This window comes from Collinsella sp. LCP19S3_B7, from assembly GCF_052121795.1.
GTDB lineage: Bacteria > Actinomycetota > Coriobacteriia > Coriobacteriales > Coriobacteriaceae > Collinsella.
The window spans coordinates 22,832-43,686 of the sequence record NZ_JBQKDO010000001.1 but is presented as its reverse complement, the minus strand read 5'-3'; the positions used below and the strand labels follow the sequence as shown (position 1 = coordinate 43,686).

The 20,855-nt window shown below is 62.3% G+C and carries 15 protein-coding genes; 10 read left to right on the top strand and 5 right to left on the bottom strand.

Translation table 11 applies throughout. The features are described from left to right. Positions 1 to 109: 109 nt before the first annotated feature. Entirely contained in the window at positions 110 to 1,453 is a 1,344-nt protein-coding gene (locus ACTQW0_RS00185) for a bifunctional folylpolyglutamate synthase/dihydrofolate synthase (protein ID WP_441566349.1), read from the top strand. Between the two features lie 239 nt (positions 1,454 to 1,692). Here ACTQW0_RS00185 and ACTQW0_RS00180 read toward each other — a convergent pair whose 3' ends face one another. From ACTQW0_RS00180 to ACTQW0_RS00165, 4 genes are all read right to left on the bottom strand, one after another. Next, entirely contained in the window at positions 1,693 to 2,781 is a 1,089-nt protein-coding gene (locus ACTQW0_RS00180; RefSeq protein WP_441566347.1) for a M24 family metallopeptidase, read from the bottom strand. A gap of 466 nt (positions 2,782 to 3,247) precedes the next feature. Continuing rightward, positions 3,248 to 3,646, bottom strand: coding sequence for a DUF1667 domain-containing protein (locus tag ACTQW0_RS00175; RefSeq protein WP_441566345.1), 399 nt, complete (start codon positions 3,644 to 3,646; stop codon positions 3,248 to 3,250). 2 nt (positions 3,647 to 3,648) lie between these two features. Further along, the gene (locus tag ACTQW0_RS00170; RefSeq protein ID WP_441566343.1) at positions 3,649 to 5,070 is read right to left on the bottom strand and encodes an NAD(P)/FAD-dependent oxidoreductase; all 1,422 of its coding nucleotides are present in this window, start codon (positions 5,068 to 5,070) and stop codon (positions 3,649 to 3,651) included. Position 5,071: 1 nt separating this feature from the next. Next, on the bottom strand, positions 5,072 to 6,544 hold the full coding sequence (locus tag ACTQW0_RS00165) for an NAD(P)/FAD-dependent oxidoreductase (protein WP_441566341.1): 1,473 nt from the start codon (positions 6,542 to 6,544) through the stop codon (positions 5,072 to 5,074). Between the two features lie 797 nt (positions 6,545 to 7,341). Between ACTQW0_RS00165 and ACTQW0_RS00160 the strand changes: the two genes are divergently transcribed. From ACTQW0_RS00160 to ACTQW0_RS00145, 4 genes are all read left to right on the top strand, one after another. Continuing rightward, positions 7,342 to 7,773 (top strand): double zinc ribbon domain-containing protein, encoded by a 432-nt coding sequence (locus ACTQW0_RS00160; RefSeq protein WP_006234085.1) that lies wholly within the window; start codon positions 7,342 to 7,344, stop codon positions 7,771 to 7,773. Positions 7,774 to 8,028: 255 nt separating this feature from the next. Then, the gene (thrS, locus tag ACTQW0_RS00155) at positions 8,029 to 9,792 is read left to right on the top strand and encodes a threonine--tRNA ligase (protein ID WP_441566339.1); all 1,764 of its coding nucleotides are present in this window, start codon (positions 8,029 to 8,031) and stop codon (positions 9,790 to 9,792) included. Positions 9,793 to 9,847: 55 nt separating this feature from the next. Then, entirely contained in the window at positions 9,848 to 10,009 is a 162-nt protein-coding gene (locus ACTQW0_RS00150) for a GH32 C-terminal domain-containing protein (RefSeq protein WP_441566337.1), read from the top strand. Positions 10,010 to 10,104: 95 nt separating this feature from the next. Then, positions 10,105 to 11,094: a PLP-dependent transferase gene (locus ACTQW0_RS00145; protein ID WP_441566335.1), complete on the top strand. Its 990-nt coding sequence runs from the start codon at positions 10,105 to 10,107 to the stop codon at positions 11,092 to 11,094. Between the two features lie 104 nt (positions 11,095 to 11,198). On the opposite strand, the gene ACTQW0_RS00140 is transcribed toward ACTQW0_RS00145, so the two are convergent. Continuing rightward, complete coding sequence (locus tag ACTQW0_RS00140) at positions 11,199 to 11,543, bottom strand: winged helix-turn-helix domain-containing protein (RefSeq protein WP_427719637.1); 345 nt, start codon at positions 11,541 to 11,543, stop codon at positions 11,199 to 11,201. 193 nt (positions 11,544 to 11,736) lie between these two features. Here ACTQW0_RS00140 and ACTQW0_RS00135 point away from each other — a divergent pair, with 193 nt between their 5' ends. The 5 genes from ACTQW0_RS00135 (at position 11,737) to infB (ending at position 20,851) form a co-directional block, all read left to right on the top strand. Beyond that, entirely contained in the window at positions 11,737 to 13,248 is a 1,512-nt protein-coding gene (locus ACTQW0_RS00135) for an IMP dehydrogenase (protein ID WP_154515410.1), read from the top strand. 259 nt (positions 13,249 to 13,507) lie between these two features. Continuing rightward, the gene (gene leuS / locus ACTQW0_RS00130) at positions 13,508 to 16,084 is read left to right on the top strand and encodes a leucine--tRNA ligase (RefSeq protein WP_441566333.1); all 2,577 of its coding nucleotides are present in this window, start codon (positions 13,508 to 13,510) and stop codon (positions 16,082 to 16,084) included. Positions 16,085 to 16,340: 256 nt separating this feature from the next. Next, positions 16,341 to 16,835 (top strand): ribosome maturation factor RimP, encoded by a 495-nt coding sequence (rimP, locus tag ACTQW0_RS00125; protein WP_441033500.1) that lies wholly within the window; start codon positions 16,341 to 16,343, stop codon positions 16,833 to 16,835. 1 nt (position 16,836) lies between these two features. Further along, positions 16,837 to 18,084 (top strand): transcription termination factor NusA, encoded by a 1,248-nt coding sequence (nusA, locus tag ACTQW0_RS00120; protein WP_154515419.1) that lies wholly within the window; start codon positions 16,837 to 16,839, stop codon positions 18,082 to 18,084. A 91-nt stretch (positions 18,085 to 18,175) separates the two neighbouring features. Then, positions 18,176 to 20,851, top strand: coding sequence for a translation initiation factor IF-2 (infB, locus tag ACTQW0_RS00115; RefSeq protein WP_441033496.1), 2,676 nt, complete (start codon positions 18,176 to 18,178; stop codon positions 20,849 to 20,851). Positions 20,852 to 20,855: the final 4 nt, after the last annotated feature.

The following is a 20,855-nucleotide window of genomic DNA, read 5'->3' as shown; positions in this document are numbered from 1 at the left end:
ATAAGCCCTATGCGCCCTTGTTTCACGGCACCTTGGCTCATCAGAGGCGTTTTCGCTGACTATCCTCAACCTATACTGTTTTATTTTTCTATGAATGGCGGTTCTGAAAATGCCTAAGCGTTCTGGCTTGTATACCGTTCCTTTTGAGTTTGATTTGCTTTCGTTTGGTGAGGCTGTTGGGCTTGCTGCCGATACGGGGCGGATTTCTGGGGATGCTGGTCCTCTGCTCGAGACGGTTGTCGATATGCTCGATGAGCTGGGGCGGCCGGACGAGTACTTTGATTGCATTCAGGTTGCCGGTACCAATGGCAAGACTTCGACGACGCGTTTTTCGGCTGCTATCCTTCGCGGCGAGGGGCTCAAGGCTGCGCTTTATACGTCGCCGCAGCTTGTTCGCTATCCCGAGCGCATGGAGGTCGATGGGCACGTCGTGAGCGATGAGGCGTTTGCCCGTGGCGTTTCTGCTGCTGTTGAGGCGGGGCATCGAGTGAATGCGCGCCGCGTGGTGGCGGGGGAGCGTGCCTATACCATCACGCCGTTTGACCTGCTGACGGCCGCCGCGCTTGTGGTGTTTGCCGAGGCTCGCGTGGATGTCGCCGTGCTCGAGGTCGGCATGGGCGGTCGCTGGGACGCCACGAGCGCGACCGATCCCGTTGCCGTTGCCATCACGGGCATCGGACTCGATCACACGCGCATTCTGGGCGATACGCTCGAGGCCATTGCGGGGGAGAAGGCTGCGGTCATTAAGCCCGGACGCCTGGTTGTGCTGGGCGAGGGCACGCATGAGCCGAGCGTTCAGCGCGTTATGGACACCCGTTGTCGCGAGTGTGGTGTGGTGCCGCTGGTGGTGAGCCACGCCACGACCAAGGTGCCGGCGCATGTGGGCGATACGGTTGAGTTTAGCTGCACCACGCCGCGTGCGATTTATACGTCGAGCATGGTTAAGCCGGCGTATCAGCCGCAGAATGCCGCGTGCGCGATTATGCTCTGCGAGGGGTATCTGGGTCGCGAGCTCGACCATGAGGCGCTTGATGCTTCGCTTATGGGCTGTCCCACGCCGGGCCGTTTTGATGTGTTGGGAACCGACCCGCTCAAGCTGATCGACGCCTGCCATAACCCCCAGAGCTGCGAGAACTTTGTGAGCGCCTTGGACGAGATCGATCCGTGCGTAGAGAATCGCCCCACGTTGCTGTGCGCCGCGCTGGCAGACAAGGACGTGGCGGGTATCGTCGACGTGCTGATCCCGGCCTTCCCGCGCGTGGTCGTCACACAGACCGATTCCGATCGCGCCCTGCCGGCGGAGGAGCTTGCTGCCCTGGTGGACTCCGATAAGCTCGCAGGCGTGTACCCCAGCGTGTCCGAGGCCCTCGCAGCCTTTGAGGCCGCAGGCGAGCCCTTCGTAGCAGCAGGCACCATCACCCTGGCCGGCGAAGTTGCCGGTCTGCTCCGCTAGATCCCTTCCGCAGGGTAGCTAGTTTGCCTGCTCGCCACGAAATGGGTCTATCTACTACGTTTGACCGGCTACCCTCAACCATGCCGAGAATCGCAAAATCAAAACCGCAGGTAGAAGGCTTGCCAATTTTCAAAAAATACCCGCATGGTCGCCCCATGCGGGTTAAACGTAGTAGATAGGCCCATTTCCTGGCGACATTCATGTGATGCGGCAAAGGGGCTGTCCCTTTGCCGCATTGCCTAGTCTAGGCGGACAGGATCGTGGGGGTAGGCGTTGAGGATCTCGACGCCGCTCTCGGTGACCAGGGCAAGGTCCTCGATGCGGACGCCGGTGCGGCCGGGGAGGTAGATGCCCGGCTCGATGGAAAACGTCATGCCCGGCTCCACGACCTGCTCGTTGACGCGCGAGACGTCACCCGGCTCGTGGTCTTGCAGGCCGATCGAGTGTCCCAGACGGTGCGTAAAGTACTTGCCATAACCCGCGTCCTCAATCACGTCGCGCGCGGCACGGTCCAGATCGCACATACGCACGCCCGGTGCGATGAGCGCCTCGGCGGCCTCGTTGGCGCGGCGCACGATGTCGTAGATGCGTGCCGTCTCCTCGTCCGGCTTGCCCCAAAAGAACGTGCGCGTCATATCCGAGCAATAGTTGCGGCGACGTCCGCCAATATCGAACAGCACCACGTCGCCACGCTTGAGTGCCGTATCGTCTGGCTCGTGGTGCGGGTCGCCGGCGTTGGCGCCAAAGCTCACGATGGGCGGAAAGCTAAAGCCCTCGCAATCGTGCTTGCGATACAGGCCAAGCATCTGGTCGGCGATCTCGCGCTCTGTCACGCCTTCGTGGACGAGCTCGATCGCGTCGGCCATCACGGCGTCGTTAGCGGCCGAGGACACGCGCATAAGCTCCTGCTCGGCGGCGTCTTTGTAGGTTCGCGCGGCGGTCACGGCAAAATCGCCTAGGAAGAATTCGCTCGCGGCATGGCGCTCCATGAGGGGCATCAAGAAGCCGGAGCGCATGACGGTGTCGATGCCGAGCGGTTTGGTCGGATCAACCTCGCGAGCGATGGCGTCGGCCACGACGTCGGTATCGGTGTGGTACGCGACGCGGGCATTGTCATACTCGGGCAGCTGATGCAGCGCGTTGACCAAGATCACGGGCTCGCTACCGCGTGCGAGTAGTACGCCGCAAAAACGCTCGAACATATCGGCATAAAAGCCGGTCAGGTAATAAATCGACCACGGGTCGTTTACGAGCAGCTGCGCGCCGGGGTGCTGAGCCTCGAGCGCATCGAGCACGCGTGCCACGCGCTGGTCATCGACATGTGCCATACATCGTCCTTTCGTTTGGTTGCCACCATGGTATCCCCAATGCCAGGGTAGTCAATTTGGGACGGGGCTATTTTAGCTGCGTCAAACATGCGAGCTGATAGGTAAAAGTAGTCAATATGGTCCCGTCCCAAATGGGCTGGTTTCAAAACTATGGCGGATTACGGGGCTGGACCTGTATTACTTGACCATGGGAAAAATAGCGAAATTAAAACCGCAGGTAGAAGGCTTATCAAAAATCGAAAATTGCCGGTATGGGTGGGGGTCTCCGAATCAGCCCCGTAATCCGGCATAGTTTTGAAATGGCACTAAAGTAGGCACAAACTAAATACCGATCCCAAGGCAAGTTGCGGTGGAATAGTTCCTTGATGCCGGGGTTTTGGCGGAAATCGGGAATTATTTCACCGCAATTGAGGAGGGGCGGGGCGGATGCGGGGTAGCTAAAAGAGCACCGTCCCAAACGAGCTGCTTAAGCCGGGTCGATGTCCATGCTGGCGATGAGGTCGGTACCGGTGTCTAGGAGGTTGGGGAGGACTACATCGCCCATGCGGATGGGGACTTTGACCACTAGGCCGCGGATGAGGTCCATGGCTGGGGCATGGAGTTCGAGCGGGATGGCTTCGGCCGTGCGGACGGGCAGCAGCGCCTCGTCGCCGCCTGATACCGCCACGGTGGTAGTGAGGACGCGCATGGGGCAGGTGAGCTCCTGATGTGCGAACTTATCGCCGCGCGGGCAGCTGTTGCCGGTCACGGCGCGCACCGTCGCCACGCGGTCGTCGGCCCCGCGCTCCACTTCCACCGTAAGGAGGCACTCGGATGGGCAGGTGGTGCAGTTGAACTGTAGCGTCTCGATCGCATTTGTGCTCATGGCTATGCCTCCTCGACGGGCTCGACGGAAAGGATAATCTCGCTGGCACCCAGGTCGAGCGCTCGCTGTATCACCTTTGCCGGCAGCGGGAAGCTTTCCATAACGCTCGGTTTAAACGTGCGGACCTTGCCCGTAAGCAGTTCCTCGTCGTCCGCCAGAATGCGCACGCGGGCGGCATCGACCGGCCGGCGCACGCGGAAGTTGAGCCTGGTGAGTGCCACGGCCGTAATGCGTCCCGGCAGCGCGTAGCCGGCGATGCCGGCAGGGGAGACCGTGAGCTGGCAGCCAGCGCCCGTTTCGACATCCGCGCCGGTCCCCAGCGCGTACGCCGCCGCGGCTGCGCCGGCACGCTCGGACTCGGTCGTCACGTTATCGGCCAGGTCGTGCACGTGCAGCACGTTGCCGCAGGCAAAGATGCCTGGCACGCCCGTCTGCAGGCTCTGGTCCACCACGGCGCCGCGCGTGCGCGGGTCAAGCTCAACACCCGCGCCTACCGAAAGCTCGTTCTCGGGAATCAAACCTACCGAAAGCAGCAGCGTGTCGCACGGAACGATGCGATCGGTCCCCGGAATGGGCGCCAGATTTTCGTCGACCTGGCTCACCTCGACGGCCTCCACGCGGTCGTGCCCAATCACGCGTGTGACGGTGGTGGACAGGTGCAGCGGAATGCCAAAATCGTCCAGGCAATTCTTTACATTGCGGCGCAGGCCGTTGGCGTATGGCATAAGCTCGTACACGCCCTCGACCGAAATCCCCTCGAGCGTGCAGCGACGCGCCATGATGAGCCCAATGTCGCCCGAGCCTAAAATGACGGCGCGCGAGCCGGGCTTGAGGTTGTCGATGTTGATGTATCGCTGCGCCAGGCCGGCGGTAAACACGCCGGCGGGGCGGCTGCCGGGAATCTTGATCTCGCTGCGCGTGCGCTCGCGACACCCCATGGCAAGGACGACGGCGCGCCCGGTGAGCTGCAACATGCCGGCGGGGCTCATGAGCGTGACGGTGTGTGCCGAGGCATCGCTCGCCGCGCCACTTGCGCCCGTGCCTGCGACTTTGTCCTCGCTTGAGTCGATCCCAATCACCATACTGTCCAGGAACAGTGCGATATCGGTTTCGCGCACCTGGTCGATAAAGCGCTGTGCGTACTCGGGACCGGTCAGTTCCTGCTTAAAGTGTGAGAGGCCAAAGCCCGGGTGGATGCACTGGCGCAGGATGCCGCCCAGGTGCTGCTCGCGCTCCACGATGGCCACGCGCGCTCCGGCCTTGTGTGCGGCAAGTGAGGCCGCCATTCCGGCAGGTCCGCCGCCGATAACGACTACGTCGAACGCCTGCGTCTGCACGGCGCCGGCAGCAATTGATACCCTGTCGGCATCTGCGCAAGTGCACTCGACGCCCGATACCGCACCCATATCGATACTCGTTGCCATCCTAGCGCACCCCCTTCAACGGTCCCTCTACCAGCCAGGAGCCAGTGTCCTCCAGCAGCACCTCGCTGGGATCGCAGCCCAGCTCGCGGGCCAGAATCGCCACCACGCGGCTCTGGCAAAAGCCGCTCTGGCACCGACCCATGCCGGCGCGGCAACGGCGTTTGACGCCCTCGACCGAGACCGCACCCGGGCGGCGTCGGATCGCGGCCACGATCTCGGCCTCGGGCACCGTCTCGCAGCGGCAGACGATCTGCCCCCACGCGGGGTCGGACTCGATCAGCTCTTCCTTGCGCGCAAGCGGCGCGCGGTCAAAGTCGTCCGGCGCGCGACGAATCGGATCCCAATCGGCCCGCTCGCGCAAAGCAACGCCCGCCTCGCGCAGCACCTGCTCCATGCGCTCGGCAATGGCCGGAGCGCTCGCTACGCCCGGCGACTGAATGCCCGCCGCCTGGAACAGCCCCGGCACCACGGCGGACTGTCCAATAAAAAAGTCGTTCGTTCCCTTAATGACCGGACGCCCGCCGGCAAACGCTCGCACCACGCGGCGCGTATCCAGATCGGGCACCAGCTTGCGCGCGCCGCCCAGCAGCGCGTCGATATCGCTCGCATAGGTCTGCGTGTCGCCGGGCTCGCGCACGGCGGCGGTCGCGGTGATCACCGTGTTGCCGTGGACGGTGCCCGTAACGATGACGCCCTTGGAAACCGGCGTGGGAACGGGGTAGAGCGGCATGAGTGCGCGCGGCTCCTTGTCCAGTACCACAATGTTGCCCTGGCGCCAGACCATCTGGAACTCCTCGGCGCCCGCCATATGCGAGATGTCTGCGGCGCCGTTGCCCGCCGCGTTAATCAAATAGCGGCAGCGCACATCACCGGCCGGTGTCACCAGCGTAAAACGAGCGGTCCCGTCACCGCTCCTGTCGCCAGCGCCGGGAGCTACCTCGATCGTCTCCACCGGTGCGGAGCGCACAAACGTCACGCCGTTGGCGACCGCGTTTTCCATCGCGGCGATGGCGACCTCAAACGGATCGACATAGCCGGTCGAGGGACACCACAGTGCGCACGTGGCCTGGGCGCTGGCGCGCGGCTCCAGCTCGTGGATGCGCTCGGCCCCGATGATCGCCAACTCGGGTACGCCGTTTGCCAGCCCGTTGCTTTGCAGCTGCTCCAGCTGCGCGCGGTCTTGGTCGCTAAAGACCAGCACCATGGACCCGGTGCGGCAAAACAAAAAGCCCAGCTCCTGGGCCCACGTGCCATATAGCTCGCAGCCGCGGGCGTTGACCTGGGCCTTAACCGTGCCCGGCGCCGGATCGTAGCCGGCGTGCACCAGGCCGCCGTTGGCCTTCGACGCGCCCAGGGCAATGTCGTTGGCCGCCTCGACCACGCAGATGGACAGGTCATAGCGTGCGAGCTGCCGCGCGATGGCGCATCCGGTGATGCCCGCGCCCACAATCGCGATATCAAACGTTTCCGTCACAGTGCCTCCAAGACGAGTTGACAGGCTGTCAATAAGGCTATCCTACGGTGTGCGCATCCCCCGCGCAGCGGCAATGCGGCGAACAGCCCCGCTGCATCCGCCAACGGCAGGCGAGGGGAGACTCAGGTCAATCGGTGACCTCGTCTGGCACCCCTGTTGTCAAAGGTTTGTCTCGTTCTGTAACGGTAATCAGAAGAGTTGGGTTCCAGATGTTACGGATCGAGACGTTTGCCAGGCGGGCCCTCTGTTTGTCTTGATTTGTAACAGTAAGAGTAGAAAATCGGTCCTATGTGTTACAGATTGAGATTTAAAGTCAGGGAGAGGTCATCTTTCTCGATCTGTAACATCTCGGGACCGTTTTGGGGTCTAGCTGTTACAGATTTAGATGAACCCATCAGTCGGTTTCGAATGTCTAAATCTGTAACAGCTAGACCTGTTTTTGCCGAGTTGTTGTTACAGATTGAGATATTGAGATTGGACATTTTCCTTTGTCTTGATCTGTAACAGATAGAAGGGGTTCTGGCCCCTAGTTGTTACAGATTGAGATATTTAACGGAGGGCTCACCGTTCATCTTGATCTGTAACAGTAGGGACTGATTCTGGAGCCAAGATGTTACAGATCGAGATTGTAGTCGGGGAGAGAACGGTTTGTCTAATTCTGTAACATCAGGACCCGGATTTCGCTCTCACCTGTTACAGATTGAGATGTTTCTATCCGCCCATGCCTGTGACCTGCCAAATCGTTAACCCCCGTGTTACACTAACTCGAGTTGTAACTACCCCGAAAGGTATCCGTAATGTCCAAGTACATCTCTGAGCTCATGTCGCCGCAGCTTATGGGCGTCATCTATGCCTTTGTTGGCTTTATCATCGCCCTGTACGTGCTGTCGGTCGTCTATGTGTTTATTGACGCCCGCCGCCGCGGCGCCAGTGCCTACGTGGCCTGGGGCATTATTGCCCTCATCCCGTTTGTAGGCCTCATCGCCTACCTGGTCCTGCGCCCGCACTCCTATGCGGCCGACCGCGAGGAGCAGGAGCTGGACATGGCCCTGCGCGAGCGCCAGCTTGCCCAGTACGGCACCTGCCCGCAGTGCGGTGCGCCCATCGAGAAGGACTTTGTGGTCTGCCCGGTGTGCGACACCCAGGTTCGCAACGTGTGCCCCAGCTGCCATCGCCCGCTCGACGCACACTGGAAGGTCTGCCCCTACTGCCGAACTCGCATCCAGTAGCGCATCCATCGCCGGGCCGGCCGCAAGCCACGGGCCCCGCGCGCCGCGCGCAAGCCGCACGCAGCCCCGCCCCCACACGATGAAGCATGCGTAGAAATTCGCCCGCCGTGCCATTAAGGTGCGGCGGGCGCTTGTATACCTAGGTAACCTGCCTATAATGATGCAAGTCAAAACGCACGCGCCGGTAAGCGCAATGCACACCGCACGGCGCCAAGCAGCACTTGCACCAGGCATCCGAGAGGAGAAAACATACCCATGAAGGCACTCTACAATGACGGTTCGGTGGCCGAGCTCCCGCAGGACGAGGTCACGCACGTCATCCGCCACTCCGCCGCGCATATCATGGCGCAGGCCATCAAGCGCCTGTACCCCCAGGCCGATTTTGCCTACGGCCCCGCGACCGACAACGGCTTTTACTACGACGTCGACCTGCCCGAGGGCGTCAAGATCAGCGAGGACGATTTCCCCGCGATCGAGGCCGAGATGAAGAAGATCTGCAAGGAGAACCTCAAGTTCACCGTGTACGAGAAGCCCCGTGCTGAGGCCATCGCCCTTATGGAGGAGCGCGGCGAGAAGTACAAGGTCGAGCACATCGGCGACCTGGACGACGACGCCCGCATCACCTTCTACCAGCAGGGCGACTACATCGACATGTGTGTCGGCCCCCATATCTGCTACACCAAGGCCCTCAAGGCCTTTAAGCTCACCGGCGTCTCGGGCGCCTACTGGAAGGGTGACAAGGACAACAAGATGCTCACCCGCATCAACGGCGTCGCCTTTGCCACCAAGGAAGAGCTCGACGAGCACATGCACATGCTGGAGGAGGCCAAGAAGCGCGACCACCGCAAGATCGGCCGCGAGATGGACCTCTTTATGATGCGCGACGAGGCCCCCGGCTTCCCGTTCTTCCTGCCCAACGGCATGATCCTTAAGAACACGCTGCTGGACTACTGGCGCGAGATCCACCACAAGGCCGGCTACGTGGAGATTTCCACGCCGCTCATCATGAACAAGCAGCTGTGGAAGACCTCGGGCCACTGGGACCACTACAAGGACAACATGTACTCCACCGTCATTGACGACGAAGAGTACTGCATTAAGCCCATGAACTGCCCGGGCGGCGTGCTGGTGTACGCCTCCAAGCCGCACTCCTACCGTGAGCTGCCCATTCGCGCCGGCGAGATTGGCCTGGTGCACCGACACGAGCTGCGCGGCGCCCTGCACGGCCTGTTCCGCGTGCGCTGCTTTAACCAGGACGACGCCCACCTGTTTGTGCGTCCCGACCAGCTGACCGACGAGATCGTGGGCGTGGTCAACCTCATCGACTCCGTGTACCAAAAGTTTGGCTTTAAGTACCACGTAGAGCTTTCCACCCGCCCCGAGGACTCCATGGGCTCCGACGAGGACTGGGCTCGCGCCGAGGAGGGCCTGCGCACCGCTCTGGAGCAGCTGCACATGGACTACGAGGTTAACGAGGGCGACGGCGCCTTCTATGGCCCCAAGATCGACTTCCACCTGGAGGACTCGCTCGGCCGTACCTGGCAGTGCGGTACCGTTCAGCTCGACTTCCAGATGCCGCTCAACTTTGACCTGGAGTACGTGGACGCCGACGGCACCAAGAAGCGCCCCATCATGCTGCACCGCGTGTGCTTTGGCTCCATCGAGCGCTTTATTGGCATTCTGATCGAGCACTTTGCGGGCAAGTTTCCCACCTGGCTGGCTCCCGTGCAGGTCAAGGCACTTCCGGTTTCCGAGAAGAGCCGCGACTATGCCCACGAGGTGTGCGCCAAGCTGGAAGAGGCCGGCATTCGCGTGGTCTGCGACGACCGCGACGAGAAGATCGGCTACAAGATCCGCGAGGCCCGCTCCATTGACCGCGTGCCCTACATGCTCATCCTGGGCGAGAAAGAGGTCGAGGCCAGCAACATCTCCGTCCGCGATCGCTCCAACGAGACCGTCCCGATGAGCGTTGACGAGTTTGTTGCTAAGGTGACCGAGGAGATTAAGACTCGCGCCTAGCACGAACAACACAAGAAGCAATAAAGGCGATCGTCCTCGCGGGCGGTCGCCTTTTTTGTTGTGCAAAAAGGTACGCATTGTTGGCGATGTCTCGTCGGTCGAGGTGCTTGTGAACGATGGCGCGCTCGTGTTCTCGACGCGCATCTATCCCGAGGACTATGGCGTGACCGTTGACGCTCCGGGTGCGAACGTGACCTACCACGCGCCCAACATCTAGGCGACTCGTCGCATATCGGCGCTATACTTCAGCCGTTGCCCACGATGCGGGAAACATCCGCATCGTGGGCTTTTGTTTTGAAGGGACGGTGTCACGTGGACGCACAACAGCTAGAAGAGGCCTGGGCTGCAAGGGCTGGCGCGCGCGAGGCGCGACTGGTTGCAGCCTCGCATGTGCCGGCGGCGCTTTCGCTTCTGGGGATTGTGCGCCCCGGCGATCGCCTGGTGGCCTTTGCGGATGACTTTGCCGAAGCGTTTGCTTGCGGCTTTGAGGGCTGCGATGTCGTGCTGGTGGGCTCGCCGTCCGCCGAGGCGTTTGCTGCTGCGTCCGAGGGCTTTGATGCTTCGCTTGATGCCGAGGGGCCGCACCTGTGGTGGTTCGTCAACTCCATCGGCGGGCATGGCCTTCGTGTGCCCGATTTGCGCGCTCTGGGTCGGGCGGCTCGCGAGGTCCATGCGCTGCTCGTGGTGGATAACACGGTGGCGTCGGCTTTTGGCTGCGATCCGCTGCGGCTGGGTGCTGCGCTGTCGCTCGAGGCGCTCGACCGCGTGTGTGCCGGTAAGGCCCCGCGTAAGCTCGTTGCCGCTTCGGTGGCGCGATCGCAGCTCAAGCGCCATCGTGTGGATGCCGCGGCTGAGTGCGCGCATGCGTTGTTTGCGGGCTGCGGTGCGTCGGCGCTCGATCTTTCTGCTGAGGAGGCCGACGTGCTGGAGCGCGGGCTTTCCTCGCTTAACGCTCGCATGCAGGCTCACTTCGATCGAGCCCGTGCGCTGGCCGAGTATCTGGCCGCGAACGAGATGGTGCGCAACGTGCGCTATCCCGGGCTGAGCTCGCATCCTGACCATGCGGTTGCAACGGGAATCCTCGAGCATGGCTTTGGCCCGGCAGTTGAATTTGACCTTATCGAGCGTAGTGCGGGAGAGTTGTTCGACGCTTTGCCGGGGGAGTTTCGCACATCGTCTACCGGCGGCGCAACGACGCGTCTTTCGGCCCCACGTGGCAAGCAGGGGGACACCATCCGCCTCTTCGCCGGCACCGACGATCCCCTGACGGTAGCCGCCGCCCTCGATAACGCCCTCCGATAGTAGCTAATTTGGGACGGGGCTTTTTTAGCTACCCAATGTCAATTTTTGGCTATGAGTTAAGAATGCTCTGGATGGGTAGCTAAAAAAGCCCCATCCCAAATTAGCTACTCTTTGATGGTGTCGATCAGGTCGTTGGCCCTTGCGGCTATGACTTCGTTGATCTCTGCCTGCAGCTCCTCGTAGGCCGCTATGGCTCGCTCGCCGGCGGGGGTGAGCGAGCTCCCGCGGGCGCCGTCGCGCTCGATGAGCTTGCACCCCAGCTGCCCCTCGGCCTCGTTCACAATGCGCCATGCCTTGGAATAGGCCATGCCCATGCTCTTGGCGGCGCGGTTGATTGAGTGTTCGCGGGCGATACCCTGCAGCAGCAAGACGCAGCCGTGGCCGAACACGCCCGGCAGATCTTTGTCGCACGACTGAATGACCAGTTTTGCCGTCGTCTTGTACTCCATGCGCTCCACGTCTCTCCGCTAAAGTGTCTGCTGGGCAAACGCAAAGCCTGCGTTAAACCCTCGTGTGCTCTTCTTAAATCATGCATTGTAGCAGTCAAAGTGCGTTAAGATACTTGCCCAGTATTGGGCGCCCAAGGTTGGGCTGGGTCCTACGAGGCCTGCAGCCGACCGGTCGCATGGAAAAAGGAGAAACATGGCTACGTTCTTTCCCGGTGAGTCCCACACGTTTTCGGAGTATCTGCTGGTCCCTGGTTATTCGTCCTCGCAGTGCATCCCCAACAACGTCTCTCTAAAGACGCCGCTAACCCGCTTTAAGCGCGGCGAGAAGCCGGCAATCACCCTGAACATCCCCATGGTTTCCGCCATCATGCAGTCCGTCTCGGGCGTCGACATGGGTGTCGCGCTCGCTACCGAGGGTGGCCTGTCCTTCATTTACGGTTCCCAGACCCCCGAGTCCGAGGCCGCCATGGTCAAGGCCGTCAAGGATCACAAGGCCGGCTTCGTTCAGTCCGATTCCACGCTGACCCCCGACATGACCATGGAGCAGGTCATCGAGCTCAAGGAGAAGACCGGTCACTCCACCATGCCGGTCACCGACGACGGCACTCCCAAGGGCAAACTCCTGGGTATCGTTACCAGCCGTGATTATCGCCCCAGCCGCGATGACCACCAAAAGAAGGTCTCCGAGTTCATGACCCCGCGTGAGCAGCTCATCGTGGGCGACAAGAACATCAGCCTCAAGGTTGCCAACGACGTCATCTGGGACAACAAGCTCAACGCCCTGCCCATCGTCGACGACAACGATCACCTTATGGGCATTGTCTTCCGCAAGGACTACGACAGCCACAAGACCAACCCCAACGAGCTGCTCGACGGCGACAAGCGCTACATGGTCGGCGCCGGCATCAACACCCGCGACTATGCCGAGCGCGTGCCGCTGCTCATCGAGGCCGGCGCCGATGTCCTGTGCATCGACTCTTCCGAGGGCTTCAGCGAGTGGCAGAAGCGCACCATCGAGTGGATCCGCGCCAACTACGGCGAGGACGTCAAAGTCGGTGCCGGCAACGTCGTTGATGCCGAGGGCTTCCGCTTTTTGGCCGACTGCGGTGCCGACTTCATCAAGGTGGGTATCGGCGGCGGTTCCATCTGCATCACCCGCGAGACCAAGGGCATCGGCCGTGGCCAGGCCACCGCGCTGATCGACGTCTGCCGCGCTCGCGACGAGTACTACGAGGAGACCGGCGTCTACGTGCCCGTGTGCTCCGACGGCGGTATCGTCTACGACTACCACATGACGCTCGCCCTTGCCATGGGTGCCGACTTTATGATGCTGGGCCGCTACTTTGCCCGCTTTGACGAGAGCCCGACCGAGCGCGTCAACGTCAACGGTCAGTACATGAAGGAGTACTGGGGCGAGGGTTCTGCGCGTGCCCGCAACTGGCAGCGCTACGACCTGGGCGGCGCCGCGAAGCTCAGCTTTGTCGAGGGCGTCGACTCCTACGTTCCCTACGCCGGCTCCCTTAAGGACGGCGTGGGCGGCACGCTCTACAAGATCAAGTCCACGATGTGCAACTGCGGTGCCCTTTCGATTCCCGAGCTCCAGAAAAAGGCACGCCTGACCCTGGTGAGCTCGACCTCGATCGTCGAAGGCGGCGCCCACGACGTAGTCGTCAAGGATTCGCAGCAGTCTGTGTCTTATCGATAGGATAAGAGCCGCACATAAAGGTTGAGTTCCAACCACGTTATTAAGATAAAGCGAGATGCCTGCAAGTCGCAGGCATCTCGCTTGTCGTATTTGCTATCATCAGTCAAGTTAACCTTAGGGTCGGTCGGCTTGGCTTTGTTCGCTACAAGTTCCGCACGCAAAGAAGAGCACTTAATGTGCTCTTCGTCTTGCGCAGGACTGTCCGCAGTAGCGAATAAAGCCAAGCCGACCGACCCCAGCTAAGATTAAAGGAGCTGATATGTGCGATTGCACAGATCATAAGGACGAGATCCCTGCCTACGACGCGCAGGCCATTGAGTCCAAGTGGATGAAGGCCTGGGAGGACTCCAACCTCTTTGCCGTCGACACCGACGCCAGCAAGCCCAAGAAGTACGTGCTCGAGATGTTCCCGTATCCTTCGGGCGACCTGCACATGGGCCACGCGCGCAACTATACCATCGGCGATGCCATGGCCCGTCAGGCCCGCATGCGCGGCTTTGACGTGCTGCACCCCATTGGCTTTGACGCCTTTGGCCTGCCCGCCGAGAACGCCGCCATCAAGCACAACACGCAGGCTGCCGCCTGGACGTATAAGAACATGGACCAGGCGCTCGCCACGATGAAGCGCATGGGCTTCTCCTACGATCTGGATCGCATGGTCAAGACCTGCAGCCCCGACTACTACCGCTGGGGTCAGTGGATCTTTGAGAAGATGTGGGAAAAGGGCCTGGTCTACCGCAAGAAGAACCCGGTCAACTGGTGCCCCAACTGCAAGACCGTTCTGGCCAACGAGCAGGTTACCGAGGGCAAGTGCTGGCGCTGCGGCACCGAGCCCGAGAAGCGCGACCTTGAGCAGTGGTACTACAAGATTACCGAGTACTCCCAGGAGCTGCTCGACGATCTGGAGAAGCTCCCCGGCTGGCCCGAGCGCGTTAAGCAGATGCAGGCCAACTGGATCGGCCGCTCCGAGGGCGCCGAGGTCGACTTTACCCTGTGTGATGCCAACGGCGATCCCATCGAGGGCGACGAGGGCAAGATCACCGTCTTCACCACGCGTGCCGACACGCTCTTTGGCGTCTCCTTCTTTGTCCTGGCTCCCGAGTACGCTCGTCTGCACGAGCTCGTCGAGGGCACGGAGTACGAGGAGGCCGTGACCAAGATCGTCGAGGACTCCAAGCATATCTCTGCCGTCGAGCGTGCCCAGGGCACCCTCGAGAAGCACGGTGCCTTTACGGGCCGCTACGTGGTTAACCCCGTCAACGGCGAGAAGGTTCCCGTGTGGGTTGCCGACTATGTCGTTGCCGATTACGGCACCGGCGCCGTCATGGCCGTTCCCTGCGGCGACCAGCGCGACTTTGAGTTTGCCCGCAAGTACGACCTCCCGATCGTCCCGATCATCCTGAACGATGACGACCGCGCTGCCGTCGAGGCCAGTGGCGAGACCATCGATACCTTCCATGCCGAGACCGTCGACTGGGATTGCGCCCACGCTGCCGAGGGCACGCTCGTCCAGTCCGGCAAGTACACCGGCATGCGCGGCGGTAAGCACTCCGAGGGCGAGGCTGCCATCGTGGCCGACCTCGAGGCCATGGGCTGCGGTCGTCGTAAGGTCGAGTTCCGCCTGCGCGACTGGCTCATCAGCCGTCAGCGCTATTGGGGCAACCCCATCCCGGCCATCCATTGCGAGCACTGCGGCATTGTGCCCGTGCCCGAGGACCAGCTGCCGGTGACGCTGCCCGAGAACCTGGACCTGGGCGCCGGCGAGACCCTCGCCGAGTGCAAGGACTTCTACGAGACCACCTGCCCGGTCTGCGGCCGCCCGGCCAAGCGCGAGACCGATACCATGGACACCTTCACCTGCTCCAGCTGGTATTACCTGCGTTATACCGACCCGCACAACACCGAGCTGCCCTTCTCCCGCGAGGCGGCAGACCGTTGGATGCCCGTCGATAACTACATCGGCGGCATCGAGCACGCCATTTTGCACCTGCTCTACAGCCGCTTCTTTACCAAGGCGCTGCGCGACCTGGGTCTGCTCAGCGTTGACGAGCCCTTTACCAACCTGCTGTGCCAGGGCATGGTCAAGGACGAGAACGGCGATACCATGTCCAAGTCCAAGGGCAACGTCGTGCCTCCGAGCTCGGTTATCGAGCCCTACGGCGCCGACACCATGCGTCTGGCGATCCTGTTTATCGCCCCGCCCGAGAAGGACTTTGACTGGGATCCCAAGGCCGTCGAGGGTGCCAACCGCTTTATCAAGCGCGCCTGGCGTATCGTGTGGCAGCTTGTCCAGTCGGGTGATGCCAACGTTGCCTTCGACAAGTCCGTGCTCGACGAGACCGCGATGAAGCTCTATCGCGAGCGTCACCGCACCATCGCCAAGTGCACTGAGGACTTCGATCGCGGCCAGTTTAACACCGCGATCTCGGCCGTCATGGAGCTCGTCAACGCGGCGAGCGCCTACCTCAACGCCACCGAGGGCGCATCGCGCGACAAGGCACTGTGCTACGGCGTGGCCAAGGACATCGTGAGCGTCCTTGCCCCCATCTGCCCGTTCTGGGCCGACGAGCTGTGGCACGAGGCACTCGGCTGCGAGGGCAACGCCTACACCGCCTCCTGGCCCGAGTTTGACCTGGCCGAGTCCATCGAGGACACGGTGCAGATCGTGGTCCAGGTGCTCGGTAAGGTCCGCGGCCGCATCGATGTGGCCCGCAATGCCTCCAACGAGGAGATGCAGGCTGCCGCCGAGGCCGCTGTTGCCAAGTGGCTCGAGGGCAAGACGGTCGTCAAGGCCATCTGCGTGCCCGGCAAGCTGGTCAACCTGGTGGTTAAGTAAACCTTGCGAATATAGTTGATGCACAATAGACGAGGGACGATCCGGCTGGGTCGTCCCTCTTTTTGGATATGGATACTTGCGACTACACCCAATTATCCATTTCTTGTGGAGATGCTGTGGCCACGCTGACCTGCGGGTTTATGAGATAGTTGCACGTTTTCGCAGGTATTGGTATAGTTTGCTTGCAAATGAAGTTGTAATTGAAAGAAGTGGGGTTTCGGCCCCGCTTCTTTTTTGTATGGATGGAGGTGCCGCAATGGTCAAGACCAAGACCGAGCAGGCGATCATCGACGCGCTCGAGGCCGTCGCTCCCCAGCACGATGTCGATATTGTCGACGTTGAGCTCGTGGGTGCCACCAAGGCCCCCTGCGTGCGTGTGCGTATCGAGGGTGCCGAGGGTCAGAGCCTGTCGCTCAACGACGTCACGGCCAACACCAAGTGGGTCGGCGACGTGATCGAGGAGCTCGACCCCATCTCTTCGAGCTATACGCTCGAGGTGTCGAGCCCGGGTATGGCGCGCCCGCTGCGCCGTCCGCGTGACTTTGCCCGCTTTGTGGGCGAGGACTGCGAGCTTTCCTCCACCGCCACCGAGGGCCGTCGCAAGTACTCCGGCAAGATTGCCGCCGCGACCGAGACCAACGTAACCCTCGAGCTCGAGGACGGCGAGTCTGTCACCCTCGATTTTTCCGATGTTAAAAAGTGCAAGTTGAAGCCAGTCTATGACTTCAAGCCCGCGAAGGAAGGAAACTAACATGGCAGCATCCGACATGATGTCCGCCCTGATGGAGCTTTGCCAGGAGAAGCACATCGACCAGCTCTACCTGATCGACCGTCTGGAGCAGTCGCTCGCCAAGAGCTATGCCGAGATCCTGCATCTTGAGTGGGGCGCCAAGGTGACCATCGACCGCACCACCGGCAAGATCTATGTCTACCGCCTGGAGCCGATCGACGATTCCATGGACGAGGAGGGCAACTTCACCGAGTTCGAGGAGATCGACGTCACCCCCAAGAACACCAGCCGTATCGCCGCCCAGCACGCCAAGGCCGAGATCAACGCCATCGTGCGCAACTCCGCCCGCGAGCAGATCTACGAGGAGTTCTCTGGCCGTATCGGCGACCTCATCAGCGGTACCGTACTGCAGTCCACACCCGACTTTACGATCGTCAAGATCCGCGAAGGCGTCGAGGCCGAGCTTCCGCACTTTGATCAGCGCCGCTACGAGAACGAGCGCAACGAGCGCCCCATGGGCGAGCGCTATCTGCACAACCAGCACATCAAGGCCGTGATCATTGACGTTCGCGACCCCAACTCCACGCTTCCGCCGGTCCGCGGCGAGCACAGCCGTCCGCCGATCGTTATCTCGCGTACCCACCCCGAGCTCATGCGTCGTCTGTTTGAGCAGGAGGTGCCCGAGATCTACGAGGGCACCGTCCAGATCAAGTCGATCGCCCGCGAGCCCGGCCAGCGCTCCAAGGTCGCCGTCCACTCGCTCGATGACCGCCTGGATCCCGTGGGCGCCTGCGTCGGCCCCAAGGGCAGCCGTGTGCGCGCCGTCGTGGGTGAGCTGCGCGGTGAGCGCGTCGACGTCATCCTGTGGGATGCCGATCCGGCCGTCTACGTCGCCAACGCCCTGTCGCCCGCCAAGGTCACTCGCGTCCTTATCGACGAGGAGAAGGCCTATGCCGGCGTCATCGTGCCCGACGACCAGCTTTCGCTCGCCATTGGCAAGGAGGGCCAGAACGCCCGCCTGGCCGCACGCCTGACCGGCTGGCACATCGACATTAAGTCCGAGACCCTTGCCGCCGACATCCTCAAGAACGTTCCCGTTCACGAGGAGCCTGCCGCTGACCTGATCGGTGACGAGGAGGATGACGACGCCCGTCGTTGCGAGTACGTGTCCGAGGACGGCATCCAGTGCCGCAACCAGGCCCGTCCCGGTTCCCGTTTCTGCGGTGTCCACGACACCGACGCCTTCGATGATGCGGAGGACCTGATCTAGCGCGCGGTTGCGCTGGACAGGTTCCGGCGCACATCCCACGCTCGTTCAGTCTCTAGGCACCCAAGGTGCCAGAAAGGGTAGGTGAAGTCATATGGCAAAAGTCCGTGTGTCCACCCTGGCCAAAGAGTTCGGCATGACCTCCAAGGAACTGATGGGTCACCTCGCCGAAATGAAGATTCCCGCTAAGTCTGCTTCCTCCGCGCTGGAGGACGCTTATGTTGCCATGGTCCGCAAGCAGCTTGCCTCGGTGATCGAGGCCCGCGCCCAGGAAGTCGAGGCCGCCAAGCAGGCCGAGGAGGAGGCTGCCGCCGCCGAGGAGGCAGCGCGTGCCGCCGAGGCCGAGCGCGAGCGCATCGCCGCCGAGAAGGCACGCGAGGAGGAGCGCCGCCAGTTTGCCGCCGCCCAGGCCGCCGAGGAGGCAGCCCGTGCCGAGGCCGAGGCCAAGAAGAAGGCCGAGCAGGAGCGCCTTGCCCGCGAGAAGGAGGAGGCTGCTCGCGAGGCCCAGCGCCGCGCCGTTCCCGCTTCCGACTCCGGTTCGCGCTTCCGTTCGCTGCTCGATCAGATCGCCGCACAGGAGACCGTGCTCAAGGAGAAGAAGGACGCCGAGGACAAGGCCAAGGCCGAGCGCGGCAACCGTCGCGGCGGCAACAACGATCGTCGTGGCGGCCGTCGCAACGACCGCAACGCCTCCGAGAACCGCCCGCACAGCCATCGCACCAACGCCAGCAACAATGTCGCTGCCGGCATGGATTTCCCCAACCCCGATAAGCAGGGCAAGGGCAAGAAGCGCAAGGGTGGTCACAACAGCGAAGAGGACCACTACAGCCGCATGGCGCGCGAGGCCGAGGAGTACAGCCGCGAGAAGGTTCTCGAGGAGGCCCGTGCCGCCGTCGAGGAGGCCTCTCGCGAGTCCACCGGCCGCCGCAAGAAGCGCAAGGAGAAGCGCGAGCGCGAGGCCGCTAGGGCTCAGGAGGAGCGCAAGATTGAGGAGGCGCTGGCCCAGGGCGTGAACCCCGAGGAGCTCGACGCCATCAAGGTCTCCCAGGGCGTTACCGTCCAGGAGCTTGCCGAGGCGCTCGACGTTCCGGCCAACGACATCATCAAGCGCCTGTTCTTGCTGGGCACGCCGCTCACCATGACGCAGTCCATGTCCGACGACCTTGTCGAGCTTGTTGCCGACGACTTGGGCCGTCAGATCAGGATCATCACCCCCGAGGAGGAGAACACCTTCTCGTTCTACGATGATCCCGCCGACCTTAAGCCCCGCGCCCCGGTCGTCACCGTCATGGGTCACGTCGACCACGGCAAGACGAGCCTGCTCGACGCCATCCGCCACACCGGCGTCGCTGCCGGCGAGGCTGGCGGCATTACCCAGGCCATCGGCGCATCGCAGGTCATGATCAACGACCGCAAGATCACCTTCATCGATACCCCGGGCCACGCTACCTTTACGGCCATGCGTGCCCGTGGCGCCAAGGTGACCGACATCGTCATCCTGATCGTCGCCGCCGACGACGGCGTCATGCCCCAGACGGTCGAGTCGATCAACCACGCCAAGGCCGCCGGCGTTCCCATCGTCGTCGCCGTCAACAAGATCGATAAGCCCGGCGCCAACCCCGACCGCGTGCGCCAGGAACTCACCGAGTACGGCGTCATCCCCGAGGAGTGGGGCGGACAGAATATGTTCGTCAACATCTCGGCCAAGCAGAAGATCGGTATCGACGATCTTCTGGAGACCGTGCTGCTCCAGGCCGACGTGCTCGAGCTCAAGGCCAACCCCGATACCTTCGCCTCGGGCAACGTCCTCGAGGCCAAGCTCGACAAGGGCCGCGGCTCGGTCGCTACCGTGCTCGTGACCCGCGGTACCCTGCACGTGGGCGATACGCTGGTCGCCGGCCTTACCTATGGCCGCGTCCGCGCCATGCTCGACCCCAAGGGCCGCGCCGTCACCGAGGCCGGTCCCTCCGACGCCGTCGAGATCCTGGGCCTGCAGTCCGTTCCCAACGCCGGTGACGAGTTCCGCGTATTCGAGGACGAGCGCGAGGCGCGCGCCCTGGCCGATGAGCGCTCGCTCAAGGCCCGCATCGAGGAGCAGAGCCGCGTGAAGCACGTCACGCTCGAGAACCTCTTCGAGACCATCGCCGACGCCGAGGTCAAGGAGCTCAACCTGATCATCAAGGCCGACGTCCAGGGCTCCATCGAGGCCCTTCAGGACTCGCTCGACAAGATGGATCAGTCCGAGGTCCGCATCAACACGATCCACTCCGCGGTCGGTGCCATCAACGAGACCGACGTCGTCCTGGCTGACGCCTCCAACGCCATCATCATTGGCTTTGGCGTGCGTCCCGACGGTAAGGCCCGCTCTGCTGCCGAGCGCGAGGGCGTCGAGATTCGTTGCTACGACGTTATCTATAAGTGCCTCGAGGAGCTCGACGCTGCCCGTATCGGCATGCTCAAGCCCACCGAGGTCGAGGTCTCCACGGGTACCGCGACCGTCCTGGACACCTTTAAGGTGCCCAAAGTCGGTATCGCCGCCGGTGTCCGCGTCGAGGAGGGCGAGATCGCCGCGACCGATTCCGTGCGCCTGGTGCGCGACGGCATCGTTGTCTTTAACGGTAAGATCGCCTCGATGCGCCACTACAAGGACGAGGCCAAGAGCCTCAAGAGCGGTTCCGAGGGCGGCATTGGCCTGGAGAACTTCCAGGACATCAAGCCCGGCGACCAGATCGAGGGTTATCGTATCGACCAGGTTGCCCGTACCGAGTAGGGGG